Annotated in this window: 21 protein-coding genes; 1 reads left to right on the top strand and 20 read right to left on the bottom strand. The window is 62.9% G+C overall.

Annotated elements, in window-relative coordinates:
- Positions 1-30: 30 nt before the first annotated feature.
- The 8 genes from E3O65_RS08745 to E3O65_RS08710 form a co-directional block, all read right to left on the bottom strand.
- On the bottom strand, positions 31-1,023 hold the full coding sequence (locus tag E3O65_RS08745) for a DNA-directed RNA polymerase subunit alpha (protein ID WP_134363339.1): 993 nt from the start codon (positions 1,021-1,023) through the stop codon (positions 31-33).
- Positions 1,024-1,207: 184 nt separating this feature from the next.
- The gene (gene rpsK / locus E3O65_RS08740; protein WP_055821293.1) at positions 1,208-1,606 is read right to left on the bottom strand and encodes a 30S ribosomal protein S11; all 399 of its coding nucleotides are present in this window, start codon (positions 1,604-1,606) and stop codon (positions 1,208-1,210) included.
- 45 nt (positions 1,607-1,651) lie between these two features.
- Positions 1,652-2,026: a 30S ribosomal protein S13 gene (rpsM, locus tag E3O65_RS08735; RefSeq protein ID WP_134363338.1), complete on the bottom strand. Its 375-nt coding sequence runs from the start codon at positions 2,024-2,026 to the stop codon at positions 1,652-1,654.
- A 151-nt stretch (positions 2,027-2,177) separates the two neighbouring features.
- Positions 2,178-2,291, bottom strand: a complete 114-nt coding sequence (rpmJ, locus tag E3O65_RS08730; RefSeq protein WP_035834639.1) for a 50S ribosomal protein L36 — start codon at positions 2,289-2,291, stop codon at positions 2,178-2,180.
- Between the two features lie 66 nt (positions 2,292-2,357).
- Complete coding sequence (infA, locus tag E3O65_RS08725) at positions 2,358-2,579, bottom strand: translation initiation factor IF-1 (protein WP_022883252.1); 222 nt, start codon at positions 2,577-2,579, stop codon at positions 2,358-2,360.
- 155 nt (positions 2,580-2,734) lie between these two features.
- A complete protein-coding gene (locus E3O65_RS08720; protein ID WP_134363337.1) occupies positions 2,735-3,886 on the bottom strand; it encodes a mannitol-1-phosphate 5-dehydrogenase in 1,152 nt (383 codons plus the stop codon).
- Positions 3,883-4,323, bottom strand: coding sequence for a PTS mannitol transporter subunit IIA (locus E3O65_RS08715; RefSeq protein WP_134363336.1), 441 nt, complete (start codon positions 4,321-4,323; stop codon positions 3,883-3,885). Before E3O65_RS08715 ends, E3O65_RS08720 begins: the two co-directional genes overlap by 4 nt.
- Positions 4,320-5,783: a PTS mannitol transporter subunit IIBC gene (locus E3O65_RS08710; RefSeq protein WP_134363335.1), complete on the bottom strand. Its 1,464-nt coding sequence runs from the start codon at positions 5,781-5,783 to the stop codon at positions 4,320-4,322. The genes E3O65_RS08715 and E3O65_RS08710 overlap by 4 nt, the downstream gene beginning before the upstream one ends.
- A 235-nt stretch (positions 5,784-6,018) precedes the next feature.
- Here E3O65_RS08710 and E3O65_RS08705 point away from each other — a divergent pair, with 235 nt between their 5' ends.
- Positions 6,019-7,944, top strand: coding sequence for a BglG family transcription antiterminator (locus E3O65_RS08705; protein ID WP_241985813.1), 1,926 nt, complete (start codon positions 6,019-6,021; stop codon positions 7,942-7,944).
- A gap of 8 nt (positions 7,945-7,952) precedes the next feature.
- Here the strand turns inward: E3O65_RS08705 and E3O65_RS08700 are convergent, their stop codons facing one another.
- From E3O65_RS08700 to rplX, 12 genes are all read right to left on the bottom strand, one after another.
- Positions 7,953-8,282: a PTS sugar transporter subunit IIB gene (locus E3O65_RS08700; protein ID WP_134363334.1), complete on the bottom strand. Its 330-nt coding sequence runs from the start codon at positions 8,280-8,282 to the stop codon at positions 7,953-7,955.
- Positions 8,283-8,399: 117 nt separating this feature from the next.
- Entirely contained in the window at positions 8,400-9,230 is an 831-nt protein-coding gene (gene map, locus E3O65_RS08695) for a type I methionyl aminopeptidase (RefSeq protein WP_134363333.1), read from the bottom strand.
- 57 nt (positions 9,231-9,287) lie between these two features.
- Positions 9,288-9,902, bottom strand: coding sequence for an adenylate kinase (locus E3O65_RS08690; RefSeq protein ID WP_134363332.1), 615 nt, complete (start codon positions 9,900-9,902; stop codon positions 9,288-9,290).
- Complete coding sequence (secY, locus tag E3O65_RS08685; protein WP_134363331.1) at positions 9,899-11,221, bottom strand: preprotein translocase subunit SecY; 1,323 nt, start codon at positions 11,219-11,221, stop codon at positions 9,899-9,901. Before secY ends, E3O65_RS08690 begins: the two co-directional genes overlap by 4 nt.
- Before the next feature lie 98 nt (positions 11,222-11,319).
- A complete protein-coding gene (rplO, locus tag E3O65_RS08680; RefSeq protein ID WP_134363330.1) occupies positions 11,320-11,877 on the bottom strand; it encodes a 50S ribosomal protein L15 in 558 nt (185 codons plus the stop codon).
- On the bottom strand, positions 11,877-12,059 hold the full coding sequence (gene rpmD, locus E3O65_RS08675) for a 50S ribosomal protein L30 (protein ID WP_174235710.1): 183 nt from the start codon (positions 12,057-12,059) through the stop codon (positions 11,877-11,879). Before rpmD ends, rplO begins: the two co-directional genes overlap by 1 nt.
- Entirely contained in the window at positions 12,059-12,730 is a 672-nt protein-coding gene (gene rpsE, locus E3O65_RS08670; RefSeq protein ID WP_104101028.1) for a 30S ribosomal protein S5, read from the bottom strand. Before rpsE ends, rpmD begins: the two co-directional genes overlap by 1 nt.
- Positions 12,731-12,765: 35 nt before the next feature.
- Entirely contained in the window at positions 12,766-13,137 is a 372-nt protein-coding gene (gene rplR, locus E3O65_RS08665) for a 50S ribosomal protein L18 (protein ID WP_134363329.1), read from the bottom strand.
- Positions 13,138-13,139: 2 nt separating this feature from the next.
- On the bottom strand, positions 13,140-13,676 hold the full coding sequence (rplF, locus tag E3O65_RS08660; RefSeq protein ID WP_134363328.1) for a 50S ribosomal protein L6: 537 nt from the start codon (positions 13,674-13,676) through the stop codon (positions 13,140-13,142).
- 6 nt (positions 13,677-13,682) lie between these two features.
- Complete coding sequence (gene rpsH, locus E3O65_RS08655) at positions 13,683-14,081, bottom strand: 30S ribosomal protein S8 (protein ID WP_134363327.1); 399 nt, start codon at positions 14,079-14,081, stop codon at positions 13,683-13,685.
- A gap of 118 nt (positions 14,082-14,199) precedes the next feature.
- Entirely contained in the window at positions 14,200-14,802 is a 603-nt protein-coding gene (gene rplE, locus E3O65_RS08650; RefSeq protein WP_134363326.1) for a 50S ribosomal protein L5, read from the bottom strand.
- On the bottom strand, positions 14,802-15,161 hold the full coding sequence (gene rplX, locus E3O65_RS08645) for a 50S ribosomal protein L24 (protein WP_134363325.1): 360 nt from the start codon (positions 15,159-15,161) through the stop codon (positions 14,802-14,804). Before rplX ends, rplE begins: the two co-directional genes overlap by 1 nt.

Below are 15,161 nucleotides of genomic sequence, written 5' to 3'. Positions count from 1 at the left end.
CAAAGTCGAAAGACAGTCTGAACGACTGCTTTAGATGGTGGTTTCTTCGTCGTAGCCGCTGTAGAAGTGGGCACCGTCGAATCCGGGCACCGAGTCCTTCAGGGACAGGCCGAGCTCAACGAGCTTGTCCTTGACCTCATCCACCGACTTCTGGCCGAAGTTGCGGATGTTCATCAGCTGGGTCTCCGAGAGGGCGACCAGTTCGCTGACGTTGTTGATGCCTTCACGCTTCAGGCAGTTATACGAGCGAACCGACAGATCGAGGTCTTCGATCGGAATCGACAGCTCGGTCGACAGCACGGCATCGACCGGCGCGGGGCCGATTTCGATGCCCTCGGCGGCGGTGTTCAGCTCACGGGCCAGACCGAACAGCTCGGTCAGCGTACGACCGGCAGATGCGATCGCGTCGCGAGGCGAAATCGCCGACTTGGTCTCAACGTCAACGACGAGGCGGTCGAAGTCGGTACGCTCACCGGCGCGAGTTGCCTCGACGCGGTAGGTCACCTTGAGCACGGGCGAATAGATCGAGTCGACCGGAATCTGGCCGGCCTCGGAGTACTCGTTGCGGTTCTGAGTGGCCGACACGTAACCGCGGCCGCGCTCGATGGTCAGTTCGAGTTCGAACTTGGCCTTGTCGTTCAGGGTCGCGATGACGAGCTCAGGGTTGTGGACCTCGACCCCGGCCGGAGCCGAGATGTCAGCGGCCGTGACCTGACCCGCACCCTGCTTGCGCAGGTACGCGGTGATGGGCTCGTCGTGCTCGCTGGAGATGACGAGGCCCTTGATGTTCAGGATGATCTCGGTGACGTCTTCCTTGACACCGGGAACGGTGCTGAACTCGTGCAGCACACCGTCGATCCGGATGCTGGTGACAGCGGCTCCGGGGATCGAGGACAGCAGGGTGCGGCGCATCGAGTTGCCGAGGGTGTAACCGAAACCAGGCTCAAGAGGTTCGATGACGAACCTGGATCGGAACTCCGAGATGTTCTCTTCGGTGAGCGTGGGGCGCTGTGCAATAAGCACTGTTGATTCCTTTCGGCTAAGTGTCCGCTATATGACACTTGCGTGGCGAGGTTTTGAGTTGTGTGTCTCCCGACAAGCCCGACAATCGAGCACATCGTCGAACGAGGAAGGGGTTGTGCCCCACGACCCGCCACAGCCGGGCCCGTCTGACGACGGGTCCGGCCGATGGCGGAGTGTCGGTTAGTTAGACGCGACGACGCTTGGGCGGACGGCATCCGTTGTGCGCCTGAGGCGTGACGTCGTTGATCGAACCGACCTCGAGGCCGGCGGCCTGGAGTGAACGGATCGCGGTCTCGCGGCCCGATCCGGGTCCCTTGACGAAAACGTCGACCTTCTTCATACCGTGCTCCTGCGCCTGGCGGGCGGCCGACTCGGCAGCCAGCTGTGCGGCGAACGGGGTCGACTTACGCGAACCCTTGAAGCCAACTCCACCTGAGGACGCCCAGCTGATGACCGCACCAGTGGTGTCGGTGATCGAGACGATGGTGTTGTTGAAGGTGCTCTTGATGTGGGCCTGGCCCACAGCGATGTTCTTCTTTTCTTTCTTGCGCGGCTTCCGAACGGCCGACTTTGGTGCTGCCATGAATTTCTCCTGAATCCTAAAGGCTTTGGCGGGCCGGGCCGAGGCCTAGCGCGCCTTCTTCTTGCCGGCTACGGTGCGCTTCGGGCCCTTGCGGGTGCGAGCGTTGGTCTTGGTGCGCTGGCCGCGAACGGGCAGGCCCTTGCGGTGGCGGATGCCCTCGTAGCTGCCGATCTCCACCTTGCGGCGGATGTCAGCGGCAACCTCGCGGCGGAGGTCACCCTCAACCTTGAAGGTTCCTTCGATGTAGTCCCGGAGGGCGACGAGTTGATCGTCGCTCAGGTCCTTGACTCGGATGTTTCCATCGATTTCAGTGTCGGCGAGGGTCTTGAGTGCCCTCGTACGGCCAACACCAAAGATGTAAGTCAGTGCAACTTCCACGCGCTTATCGCGGGGAATATCAACGCCGGCTAGACGTGCCATTGTGGCTTCTCCTGTATATGAGTGGAGGTCTGTGACAGTGCCTGTACATCGGCCTCCAACCGATGGTGTCCCCCCGAAGAGTTCCCGGCACTGCTATTTTCTGTATTCAGTTGCATCGCGACGGGCTCGATGTTGACCGAGCCTGTCGAAATCAGCCCTGACGCTGCTTGTGACGAGGGTTCTCGCAGATGACCATCACGTTGCCGTTACGGCGGATGACCTTGCACTTGTCGCAGATCTTCTTGACGCTGGGCTTGACCTTCATGGTGTGTCCTTGTATTCGCTGTCTTCGTACCCCAGGAACGCCTCGGGCCGTTACTTACAGCACTCTCTACTTGTAGCGGTAAACGATCCGGCCGCGAGTCAGGTCGTACGGGCTCAGCTCAACGATCACGCGGTCCTCGGGGAGGATACGGATGTAGTGCTGACGCATCTTGCCTGAAATGTGGGCAAGAACTTTGTGGCCGTTGGTCAACTCAACGCGAAACATCGCATTGGGAAGAGCTTCGACTACTGCGCCCTCGATTTCGATGACACCGTCTTTTTTGGCCATAACTCACTATCGCTAGGGTATTGATTGCTGGTCGTGCGTGGATTGTGGTGAAATGACACGCCGCACAGGCAGGCATCAGACACCAAGGATTTACTCTATGGTACTGAGTTGCCTTTTGGCAATTCTTCCTTATAATCCCAGCCGGGATTCCCCGGTCACAGCGCCCGCTGCACGGCGGCGACAACCAGGACGACGTCGGCGAACAACGGATGCGTGGAGTTCAGGCCGCACACGGTGGCGGTGAACATTTCGGCAGTCTCGGCGCGCAGCATCCTTTGCATCAGGACGCTCTGCTCATCGTCGGCGACGTCGAAGCGGAGTGCGGCGTCGATGGCGGCGAGGAGCGCGACCGGGCGGGTGCCACGTTCGACGATCTCGGCGGCCGGGCCGATGAACCGTTCGTGGCGACTGAGCTTTCGCAGCGGCTGACGTCCCACGCGCTGGGCTGTGTCCGGCAGGGACGGGTTGGCGAAGCGCACCAGGATCTTCTCCCGGTAGGCACGCTGTTCCTCCACGTCGAGGCCGTGCTTGGCCACGAGCAGGGCAGAGGTCTCCTCGAGCACGGCGCGGGCGCCGTCCAGAACCGCCGGCACCAGGAGTGCGTCGGAGATCTTGGAGACCCCGGCGAGTGAGCCGAGGTAGGCGACCGTGGCGTGCCCGGTGTTCACCGTGAACAACTTGCGTTCGATGTACGGGGCGAGGTTGCCGACGAAGGTCGCACCCGGGATGTCCGGGACGGCGCCGTTGAAGGCGCGTTCCTCGATGACCCACTCGTAGAATGCCTCAACCGTGACGTCGATGCCGGCGTCCTCGGCCTGGCCGGGAACGATGCGGTCGACCGCCGTGTTGGCGAAGACGACCCGGTCGGCCAGGGCCGCGCGTTCCGGTTCGGTCACGTTGGCCCAGACCTGCTCGGCGAGATCGTCGGTGGCGTTGATGGCGTTCTCGCACGCCATCACGGCCAGTGGCGGCAGCCCCGCCGCCCTTCGCCGCAGCCCGGCAGCGATCACCGGGGCCACGAAGCGGAGGATAGTCGGGCCGACCGCGGTGGTCACGATGTCGGCCGTCGCGATCTCAGCGATCAAGGCCGCTTCATCCGTGGCACTATTGATGGCCCGGAAGGCGTCGACCACGCGGGCGGTCGACTCCGTCCCCACCTCGTGCACGGTGTAGCTGCTGGCGGTCTGCAAAGCGTCGATCAGGGAAGCATTCACATCGGCGAAGACAACCTCGTATCCGGCATCGTGCAATAGGAGGCCGACGAATCCGCGGCCGATGTTCCCCGCACCGAAGTGAATGGCTTTCATTCTGCGTTTACCTCCTCGAGGAGCGTGTAGATCTCCTCCGCTGTGACGGCGTCAATCAGTTTCTGCACTTCGTCTTCGTCCGAGAAGACGATGGCGATCTTCTGCAGGATTTCGAGGTGCTCGTTGTTGAGCCCCGCGATCCCGACGGCGAAGCGAACCTGCTGTCCGTTCCAATCGATCGGTTCGGCGTAGCGCACGAGCGACAGGGACGACCGGATGATCGTTTCCTTGGCGTCATTCGTCCCGTGCGGAATCGCCAAGAAGTTGCCCATGTAGGTCGACACGCTGGCTTCACGGTCGAACATCGAGTCGACGTATTCCTCGCGGACGGCGCCGGACTGGACCAGCAAGGCGCCCGCTTCTCGGATTGCATCGATCTTGGTGGTGGCCGATCCGGCGGCCACCACGTTGCCCAATTGAAGAATGCGGTCTGTCATCGCGCCACTTCCCCGGCCGCCTGGCTCTGCAGCAGGGCGACGACCTCGTCGTATTTCGGACTGTTCATGAAGTTCTCGACCGAGACGTGCGTCGAGTCGGGTGACTGTGTCTGGGCCCGGGCGGTCAGGTCCTGGTGCGTGATGACCAGGTCGGCGGTTCCGTCGAGGTTCGCGATGGCCTGGTTGGTCACCGTGATCCCGTCGAGACCGGCCTTCTCGATCTTGTTGCGCAGCACAGAGGCACCCATGGCGCTGGAGCCCATTCCGGCGTCGCACGCGAAGATGATGTTCTTCACGGGGCGAGCGGTGGTGGACGACGCGCCCAGGCTGCCGAGGATCGAGCTGGACGTCCCCTTGTTCGTTTCGGTCTTGGCGATGGCGTCGGCCAGTGCGGTGTCGTTCTCGGCGGCCAGGTCCTTCGTGCGGCTGGCCCGGAGGATGACACCACCGATCGCGAATGACACGGCGGCGGACGCGAGGACCGAGAGGATGACTCCGAAGAAATCAGACCCGGGGGTCTGAGCCATCACCGCGATGATGCTGCCGGGCGAGGCGGGCGCGCGCAGGCCGGTCTGGAAGGCTACGTTCACGGCAACACCGGTCATGCCACCGCCGATGGCGGCGAGGATGAGCATCGGCTTCATGAGCACGTACGGGAAGTAGATCTCGTGGATGCCGCCGAAGAATTGGATGATGATCGCGCCGGGTGCACTCGCGCGGGCCAGGCCGACACCGAAGAACGAGAACGCGAGCAGGATGCCAAGGCCGGGGCCGGGGTTCGCCTCAAGCAGGAACAGGATGGACTTGCCGTTGTCAGCAACCTGCTGGACTCCGATGGGGGTCAGCACGCCGTGGTTGATGGCGTTGTTCAGGAAGAGGATCTTGCCCGGTTCGATGAAGATCGAGGCGACCGGCAGCAGGCCGTTCGTGATGAGCCCGTCGACGATCATCTCCAGGAAATTACTGATCCCGGTGACGAGCGGTGCGATTCCGAAGAACGCTCCCAGGGCGAGGACGAAGCCGAGGATGCCAGCGGAGAAGTTATCCACCAGCATCTCGAAGCCGGGACGGATCTTGCCGGCCCACAGCTTGTCGACCTTCATCAGGATCCACGCGGACAACGGGCCCATGAGCATCGCACCGATGAACATCGGGATCGAGCTCCCCACGATGACGCCCATGGTGGCGATCGAGGCGATCACTCCACCGCGAGTGCCATAGACCATCCGGCCCCCGGTGTTGGCGATCAGCAAGGGGAGCAGGTACAGGATCATCGGGTCGACGAGTGCGACCAGTGTGCTGTTGGGGGTCCAGCCGGTGGGGATGAAGAACGCGGTGATTATGCCCCACGCGATGAAGGCCGCGATATTGGGCATGACCATTCCGCTGAGGAACGTGCCGAAGCGCTGGACGTGCACACGGGTTCCCCCGCTCGTGGTCTTGTCTGACGTCGTCGTCATTATTCTGCCTTTCCTGGGAGATGTGATCGAGAGTGATTGCGGGCGGTGCAGGTGACGCACGGATCGGCCCGTGCGGTGAAGCGTGTCGGGGACGGTTGTCCAGAACTGATCCCAGTCTCCTTACGCGCTCCTCTCAGGGCCACCAGGAACTTTTCCGCACCCCCGGAAATCACGCGGCGAGGTCCGGGGCCCGAAGGCCATGGGAGACTTGACTCTCACAATGGAGTTGCGTGCAATGAGCGACAAACAGACACGGATGCTGGATTTCCTGTCTCAGGCGCCGGTCTGGGTAACCGCCGGCGAGCTTGCCGACCTCTTGGGCGTTACGCCGCGCACGGTGCGCAGCTACATCACAAGCCTGAAGTCGGCCGCTCATCCGCTCGAAATCATCGAGTCAGGACCGGCGGGCTACCGGCTGGACCTCGAGGCGTTCGCCGTGCACCGTTCCAGCCTTCGCGTGCAGGCGGACGAGCCGGTGACCCCGCAGGATCGCCTGTATGCACTGATGCGCCGGCTCACGGAGTCCCCCGACGGGCTCGACGTCTATGAATTGTCCGCCGACCTGTTTGTCAGCGACTCCACGATCGACGCGGACCTGACCAAGGTTCGGCAGCTGCTACTGCCTGAGACCGGGCTCACTCTCACTCGCCATGGCAGCGTCGTCATGCTCACGGGGTCTGAAACCGACCGGCGCCGACTGCTCAGCCGGATGTTCCGCGAGGAGAGCTCGCGCGGCCTGCTCGAGCTCGAGGCGATCCAGCGTGAGTTCGCCTCCGACAGTCTGGGGGCGTTCAAGACAGATTTGATCGCGATGCTCGACTCGCAGGGATACTTCGTCAACGAGTACGGCACGAACGACGTGCTGCTCCATGTCGCCATCGCCATTGACCGGGTCACGAAGCGCACCTCCCCCGTTGCGGCCCAGGCGCGTCCGGACGAAGGGTCGCCCGACGGCATGACGCTTGCCCTGTCCGGCCTGATCTTGCGCCATTTCCACGTCGAACTGGGAACGGGCGACCTGGACTACATCGCCCTACTGCTGAAGACCCGGGTGATCACCCCCGGCCACGACCAGCCCGCCCAGGTTCTGATCGAGAGCTTCGTGCGTCCGGAGGATCTCAAGGCCGTGCGCCGGATAGTGGGCCAGGCCGGCGACGAGTTCCTGCTGGACCTCGCCGAGGAAAACTTCATTGTGCGGCTCACCCTGCACGTGCGCAACCTGATCAACCGGGCCCAGGACCGGTCCTACTCACACAACCCGTTGACCCGCTCCATCAAGACGTCGTACCCGTTGATCTACGAGGTCGCGGTCTATATCGCCAGTCAGCTGCAGCGGCAGGAGCAGATCGTGATCAACGACGACGAGATCGCGTATATCGCCATGCACGTCGGGGCACACCTGCAGCAGCAGTCCCGGCGCGAGGATCTGGTCACCTGTGCCCTGGTCTGCCCGAACTACTACGACATGCACGTGCTCCTGCGCGAACGCATCGAGCGCGTGCTCGGCGACGAACTGGAAGTGGTCTCGGTCGTCACCCGCAGCGACGTCGACTGGAAAGCCCTTGATGCGAGCTTGGTGCTCACCACCATCGACCCACAGTCCCCCACGGACGGCGTGCTCGTGATCCAGCCGTTCCTGACCGAGGCGGACATCGACCGGATCCGGAAGGCGGCCAGCCGCATCCGTCGTCTGCGACGTCGCGCCCACCTCAAAGATGAGCTGTTGCAGTTCTTCGACGAGTCACTGTTCGCGCACAACTTCCACGCGGCCGACGAGTCCGCGATGATCCAGGCCCTCGGCGAACGGATGATCGAGCACGGCGACATCGACCAGAGCTACATCGACGGGGCAATCGAGCGCGAACTCATGTCGTCCACGGCCTTCACGGACAATCTGGCCGTGCCGCATTCCATGTCGATGACGGCCATCCGCACCTCGATCGCGATCGTGATCAACGACACGCCGATGCCCTGGGGTGAGAATCGTGTGAATGTGGTGGCGATGGTCGCCTTCAGTTCCGCCGGACGCAAGAGTTTCCAGACCGTTTTCGACCAGTTCGTCGAGGTCTTCTCGGAACGCACCGACGTCCAGCGCCTGGTGAAGAGATCGGTCGACTTCGCGTCCTTCATCGACGAGCTCGTGCACCTGATGGACCAGTAGACGTGAGGCTACTTCTTCGTGTCGGCCCAGTCGCGCGTCTTGTAGGCGTAGATGGCCGCGTCGAGGGCTTCATCGCCGTTTTGTGAGGCGAAGACGGTGGCCTCCATCAGGGCCACGCCAACGCCGGCGTGGACGGCCTGAAGGCGGATCTTCTCGAAGCGGGGCGCCAGGTGAGGACCAACCAGGAGCACGTCGATAGGGCCGAGGGAGGCCGGAAGGTCCGATTCGCTGCCCGCAGACACGTGCACGTCCAGACCGCGGGCCTTCGCGGTGTGGCGAACCCGGTGCGCAACGAAGGCACTGGAAGCTCCAGCACCGCAGATGACGAGAATCCTCATTGAATCGCTCTTTTCCGATTGCCGAGACGGACAGTTTGTCCTCCCTCAATCTTCCCGCTTCCGGGCGTCTGAAAAGACCAGGCCCTACACGTAGCGCTGCGGCCTCGGCGACGCGGGCTACGTGATCGGAACGGGGGTGATGCCGAACGGAGCAAGCGCCGCGGCGCCGCCGTCGGCAGCGGTGAGCACCCAGATACCGTCCTTGTGCACTGCAACGCTGTGCTCCCAGTGCGCGGCGGCCAGTCCGTCGCTGGTGGCGACAGTCCAGTCATCCTCGCGCACATACGTGTCGATGGACCCCAGAACGACCATGGGCTCGATGGCGATCACGAGTCCGGGCTTCACGTCCGGGCCCTTCTGGCGCACGCGGTAGTTGAACACGGGCGGGGCCTCATGCATGGAGCGGCCGATGCCGTGGCCGACGTAGTCGGTGAGGATCCCGTAGCTACCCTGGGATTCAACGTAGTCCTCGATGGCCTCACCCACCTCGTTGAGGTGGCGGGCCACCGCGAGGCGCGCGATCCCGTGCCACAACGACTGCTCGGTCACGTCGGACAGCTTCTGGCGCTCGGCAACGATCTCCGGACGGTCAGAGTCGGGAATCACATAGGAGAACGCAGCGTCGCCGTTCCAGCCCTCGATGATCGCACCACTGTCGATCGAGACGATGTCACCGGCACCGAGTACGCGCACACCCGGGATGCCGTGCACGACATCGTCGTTGACGGACGCGCACACCGTGTGGTGGTACCCCTGTTCAAGCTTGAAGTTGGGCAGGCCACCGTGGGCCACGATGGCAGCTTCCGCCGCAGCGTCGAGCTCCAGTGTGGTAGCGCCGACCCGGATGGCCGCCCGAGCCGCATCGAGCGATGCGGCCGTGGCCAACCCGGGTGCGATCATCAACCGCATCTGCGCCGGCGACTTGTAGATGGAACGTCGAAGGCTCATCGTGAAATTCTCTGCAAACTGCTGAGGACGCGCCTGCCGCAGGGGCGCACGTCCGGGTTAGGAGGCGCTGGCTGCGTCTCCGCTGGTGGCGGGCACGGATACTCCGCGCGCGGCCAGAGCCGCGAGGATACGTCCGGTCACCTCGTCGACGGCGCCGAGGCCGTCGACGGTGACCACAAGTCCGCGGGCGGAGTAGATGTCGATCAGTGGGGCGGTCTGCTCTTCGTAGACGGAGAGACGATGACGGATGACGTCAGCCGTGTCGTCTGCACGCCCCTGCTCCGCGGCACGCTTCAGTAGCCGGGCGACGACCTCTTCGGTGTCGGCCACGATCAGCACGACAGCATCGAGCGCATCATTGTCGGCCTCGAGCATGCGGTCGAGTTCGAAAACCTGATCCTGCGTTCGCGGATAGCCATCAAGGAGGAATCCGTCGACTGCGTCATCCTGCTTCAACCGGTCGGACACGATGGCATTCGTGAGGGTGTCCGGCACGTAGGCGCCGGCATCCATGAATGACTTGACCTGGAGACCCAGCTCGGTGTCGTTCTTGACGTTGTACCGAAAGATGTCCCCAGTGGACACGGCCGGCACCGCGAAGGCCTCGGACAGGCGTTCAGCCTGGGTACCCTTGCCCGCACCGGGCGGCCCGATCAGGAGAAGACGGGTCATCGGAGAAGCCCTTCGTAGTGGCGCTGCTGGAGTTGTGCGTCGATCTGCTTGACCGTCTCCAGTCCGACACCGACCACAATCAGAATGCTGGCCCCGCCGAACGGGAAGTTCTGGTCGGCGCCGATCGCGGAGAACGCGATCAGAGGCAGTAGGGCGATCAGGCCGAGGTACAGGGCACCGGGCAGCGTGACCCGGGTGAGGACGAAGTCCAGGTACTCGGCGGTCGGGCGACCGGCACGAATGCCCGGAATGAATCCGCCGTACTTCTTCATGTTGTCGGCGACCTCTTCGGGGTTGAAGGTGATCGCGACGTAGAAGTAGGTGAACCCGACGATGAGGAGGAAGTACAGCGCCATGTACAGCGGGTCGTTGCCCTGGGTGAGGTTATTGGTGACCCAGGTGACCCACGCCGGCGGAGCCTGTCCCGCGGCCGGCTGGTTGAACTGAGCGATCAGAGCCGGCAGGTACAGCAGGGACGAGGCGAAGATAACGGGCACGACACCGGCCATGTTCACCTTGATCGGAATGTACGTGTTGTTGCCGCCGTAGGTGCGGCGACCGACCATCCGCTTGGCGTACTGCACAGGGATGCGGCGCTGGGATTGTTCGACGAAGACCACTGCGGCGACGACGACCAGGCCGATCGCGAGCACGACCAGCAGAACCTCGATGCCCTTCTGCTGGCCGATGGAGGCGAGCGAACCCGGGAACAGCGCTGCGATCGACGTGAAGATCAGAAGCGACATCCCATTGCCGATGCCGCGCTCGGTGATGAGCTCACCCATCCACATGATCAGGCCGGTACCGGCGGTCATGGTGATGACCATGAGCATGATTGCGTACCAGGCGTCATTGGTGAGCAGCTGGGAGCACTCGGCACTGGCAGAGGTTCCGTAGAGAGCGCCACTGCGGGCCACGGTGATCAGCGTCGTCGACTGGAGGATTGCGAGGGCGATGGTGAGGTACCGCGTGTACTGGGTGAGCGTGCCCTGTCCGGACGCGCCCTCCTTGTGCAGGGTCTCGAAGTGAGGGATGACCACGCGCAGAAGTTGCACGATGATCGAGGCCGTGATGTACGGCATGATGCCGAGCGCGAAGACCGACAGCTGCAGCAGGGCACCGCCGCTGAAGAGGTTGACAAGCTCATAGAGGCCGCTGGTCCCTTGGTTCGCCGCCAGACACGCTTGCACGTTTCCGAAGTCGACGAAGGGAGCCGGGATGAACGAGCCCAGTCGGAACAGGGCAACAATACCCAGGCTGAACCCGATTTTCCTGCGCAGGTCGGGCGTGCGGAATATCCGCGCAATGGCGCTGAACACAATGCCTCCAGTTAATAACGAGAAAAACGAGCTTGTCGAGACCGGCATCGAAAGATTTCGATTGGTGGCCTCGACAAGCTCGCTCAGCGTCTACGGACTTACTTGATTGAGCCACCCGCAGCGACGATCTTCTGCTCTGCTGAGCCGGAGACCTTATCCACTGCAATGTTCAGCTTAACGGCAATGTCACCGTTGCCGAGCACCTTGACCTTCTCGTTGTCACGTACCGCGCCCTTGGCGACCAGGTCGGCGATGGTTACATCGCCACCGTTCGGGTAGAGCTCGGCAAGCTTTTCCAGGTTCACAACCTGGTACTCGACGCGGAACGGGTTCTTGAACCCGCGCAGTTTCGGAGTACGCATGTGCAGCGGCATCTGGCCACCCTCGAACCCGATACGCACGTTGTAACGTGCCTTCGTGCCCTTGGTACCACGGCCGGCGGTCTTACCCTTGGATCCTTCACCACGACCGACGCGCATGCGCGACTTCTTGGCTCCGGGGGCGGGGCGAAGGTGGTGGACCTTCAGGACCTGCTCGCGCTTTTCGGTCGGAGCAACTTTCACGGCGACCTTGGCGGCGGCAGCCTTCTTGGGGGCCACCTTCTTTGCAGTGGCGGGCTTGGCGGCTGCGGCGGCAGCTTCCTTCTCGTCAGCCATTAGTCAATCTCCTCGACCTTTACGAGGTGAGCAACGGTGTTGACGTAGCCGCGGTTCTGCGAGTTGTCCTCGCGAATCGTGACTGCGCCAATGCGCTTGAGACCCAGGCTGCGAAGCGTGTCGCGCTGGTTCTGCTTCTCACTAATTTTGGACTTGATCTGTGTCACTTTGAGGCGAGCCATCAGGCACCTGCCTTTGCTGCCGCTGCAGCTGCTGCTGCTGCGGCGTCGGCACGCAGGAAACGCGCCGGAGCGACGTCTTCATACGCGAGGCCACGACGAGCCGCAACCGCACGCGGCTCTTCGAGCTGGTGCAGGGCCTCGACGGTGGCGTGAACGATGTTGATGGTGTTCGACGAACCGAGCGACTTGCTCAGGACATCGTGGATGCCTGCGCACTCAAGGACGGCGCGCACCGGGCCACCGGCGATAACGCCGGTACCGGCCGCGGCGGGACGCAGCAGGACAACTCCGGCTGCGGCTTCGCCCTGAACGGGGTGCGGAATCGTCAGGCCGACGCGGGGAACGCGGAAGAAGTTCTTCTTCGCTTCCTCGACACCCTTGGAGATAGCGGTCGGGACCTCGCGGGCCTTGCCGTATCCAACGCCGACGAGGCCGTTTCCGTCACCGACGACGACGAGGGCGGTGAAGCTGAAGCGACGACCACCCTTCACCACCTTGGAAACGCGGTTGATGGTGACAACGCGCTCCAGGAACTGGCTCTTGTCGGCATCGCGGCTTCCGCGGTCCTTGTTCGGGTTGCGCTCACGGCCGCCACGACGAGCCTCACGAGGCTCGTTCTGGGCGGGTGCCGTTGACGCAGCGGTCTCGACGGGTGCCTCTGCAGCCACCACGGTCTCCTTCGTTGCTGTGCTAGCGGTTTCAGTGCTCACAGGTTCAATCCACCCTCTCGAGCTCCATCGGCGATCGCAGCGACGCGTCCTGCGTACTTGCTTCCGCCACGGTCAAATACGACGGCTTCGATGCCGGCGGCCTTCGCACGTTCGGCGACGAGCTCGCCGACCTTGCGTGCCTTGGCGGTCTTGTCACCATCGAAGGTGCGCAGACCGTCTTCAAGCGTGGACGCCGAAGCAAGGGTGAAGCCCTTGCTGTCATCGACGACCTGCACGAAGACGTGGCGAGCCGAACGGGTCACGACGAGACGCGGACGAAGCGCGGTCCCCTCGATCTTCTTGCGAAGACGTGTGTGCCTGCGTCCGCGGGCAGCAGCCTTGCTCTTACCTCTAGTTCCGAGACCCATGGTTACTTACCACTCTTTCCGGCCTTGCGGCGAACAATCTCGCCGGCGTAACGCACACCCTTGCCCTTGTAGGGCTCTGGCTTGCGAATCTTACGGATGTTGGCGGCGACCTCGCCGACAGCCTGCTTGTCGATGCCACCGACCGTGAGGCGGTTAACGCTCTCGACGGTGAGGGTGATTCCGGCAGGTGCCTCGACGAGGACCGGGTGCGAGAAGCCGAGGGCGAACTCGATCGAGCTGCCCTTCTGGGCGACGCGGTAACCGGTACCGACGATCTCGAGGGACTTGGTGTATCCCACCGTCACCCCGATGATCTGGTTTGCGATCAGCGTCCGGGTCAGTCCGTGCAGCGAGCGCGAGTTGCGCTCATCGTTCGGGCGAGTGACGACAACGTGACCGTCTTCGATCTTGACCTCGATGGGGTTCGCGACGGTGAGCGCGAGCTCACCCTTCGGGCCCTTGACGCTGACGCGCTGGCCTTCAGCGGCGACCGTGACATCCGCGGGGATCGGGATGGGGAGTCTTCCGATACGTGACATTGTCGGCTACCACACGTAGGCGAGAACTTCTCCGCCTACGCCCTTCTTCTCGGCCTGGCGGTCGGTGAGCAGACCGCTGGAGGTGGACAGGATGGCAACGCCGAGGCCACCGAGAACGGTGGGAATTTCGGTCGACTTCGCGTACACGCGCAGGCCGGGCTTGGAAACCCGCTTGATGCCGACGATGGAACGCTCGCGGTTCGGACCAAACTTGAGGTTGAGCGTGAGGGTCTTGCCGACCTCTGCATCCTTGACATCCCACGCCGAGATGTAACCCTGGGCCTTGAGGATGTCTGCGATGTTCGCTTTGAGCTTGCTGTGCGGCATGGACACGGTGTCGTGGAACGCCGAGTTAGCGTTGCGCAGTCTGGTCAGCATGTCTGCGACCGGATCTGTCATTGTCATTTGTGGTGCCTTTCTCGCCTGGTTTCGTTCATCCGTTACACGGATGACGACCTTGGTCGTGGTGGGGCTGGACGGTTGTCCAGCCCCGGATTTTTACTACAAGAGCCAAGGAGCTACTTTACTTGGTGTTTTCGGCCGTCTTGAACGGGAAGCCCAGCGCCTTGAGCAGCGCGCGTCCTTCGTCGTTGTTCTTGGCCGTCGTCACAACCGTGATATCCATACCGCGGATACGGTCGATCCGGTCCTGGTCGATTTCGTGGAACATGACCTGCTCGGTGAGCCCGAAGGTGTAGTTACCGCTTCCATCGAACTGCTTGTCGCTCAAACCGCGGAAGTCGCGGATGCGCGGCAGAGCCAGGCTCAGGAGCCGGTCGAGGAACTCCCACATGCGGTCGCCACGAAGTGTGACGTGCGTGCCGATGGGCTGTCCTTCACGCAGTTTGAACTGCGCGATCGACTTACGTGCCTTGGTGACCTGCGGCTTCTGACCGGTGATCTTGGTGAGGTCGGAGACGGCGCCATCCATGATCTTGCCGTCGCGAGCTGCCTCGCCGACACCCATGTTCACGACGATCTTGACCAGGTTCGGAACCTGGTGAACGTTCGTGAAGCCGAGGTCCTTGGTGAGCTGGGCCATGATCTCATCGCGGTACTTCTGCTTGAGACGCGGCAGGGCTGCCTCGACGGGCGCTTCTGCTGCTGCAACTGAAGAGTCGGTCATCAGAGGTCCTTCCCTGACTTCTTGGCGTAACGAACGCGGACCGTCTTGGTGACGCCGTCCTTCGTTACTTCTTCGAGGCGGAAACCGACGCGAGTCGGCTTCTTGGTCTCCGGGTCGACGAGTGCCACGTTGGACACGTGAATCGGCGCCTCCATGGTCTCGATGCCACCGGTCTTGGTGCCGCGCTGGGTCTGGCCCACGCGAACGTGCTTGGTGACGAAGTTGATGCCCTCGACGAGGACACGGTTCTTCTCCACCAGGACGGCGATGACTATACCCTGCTTGCCACGGTCTCCGCCGCGGGCCTGGGTGCGGCCGGTAATGACCTCTACGAGGTCACCCTTTTTGAGTCTGGCCAT

The sequence above is a fragment of the Cryobacterium breve genome, assembly GCF_004402375.1.
GTDB classification, from domain to species: Bacteria; Actinomycetota; Actinomycetes; order Actinomycetales; family Microbacteriaceae; genus Cryobacterium; species Cryobacterium breve.
Note: the sequence above shows the minus strand (reverse complement) of the source record. Positions and strands in the feature narration are given on the sequence as shown.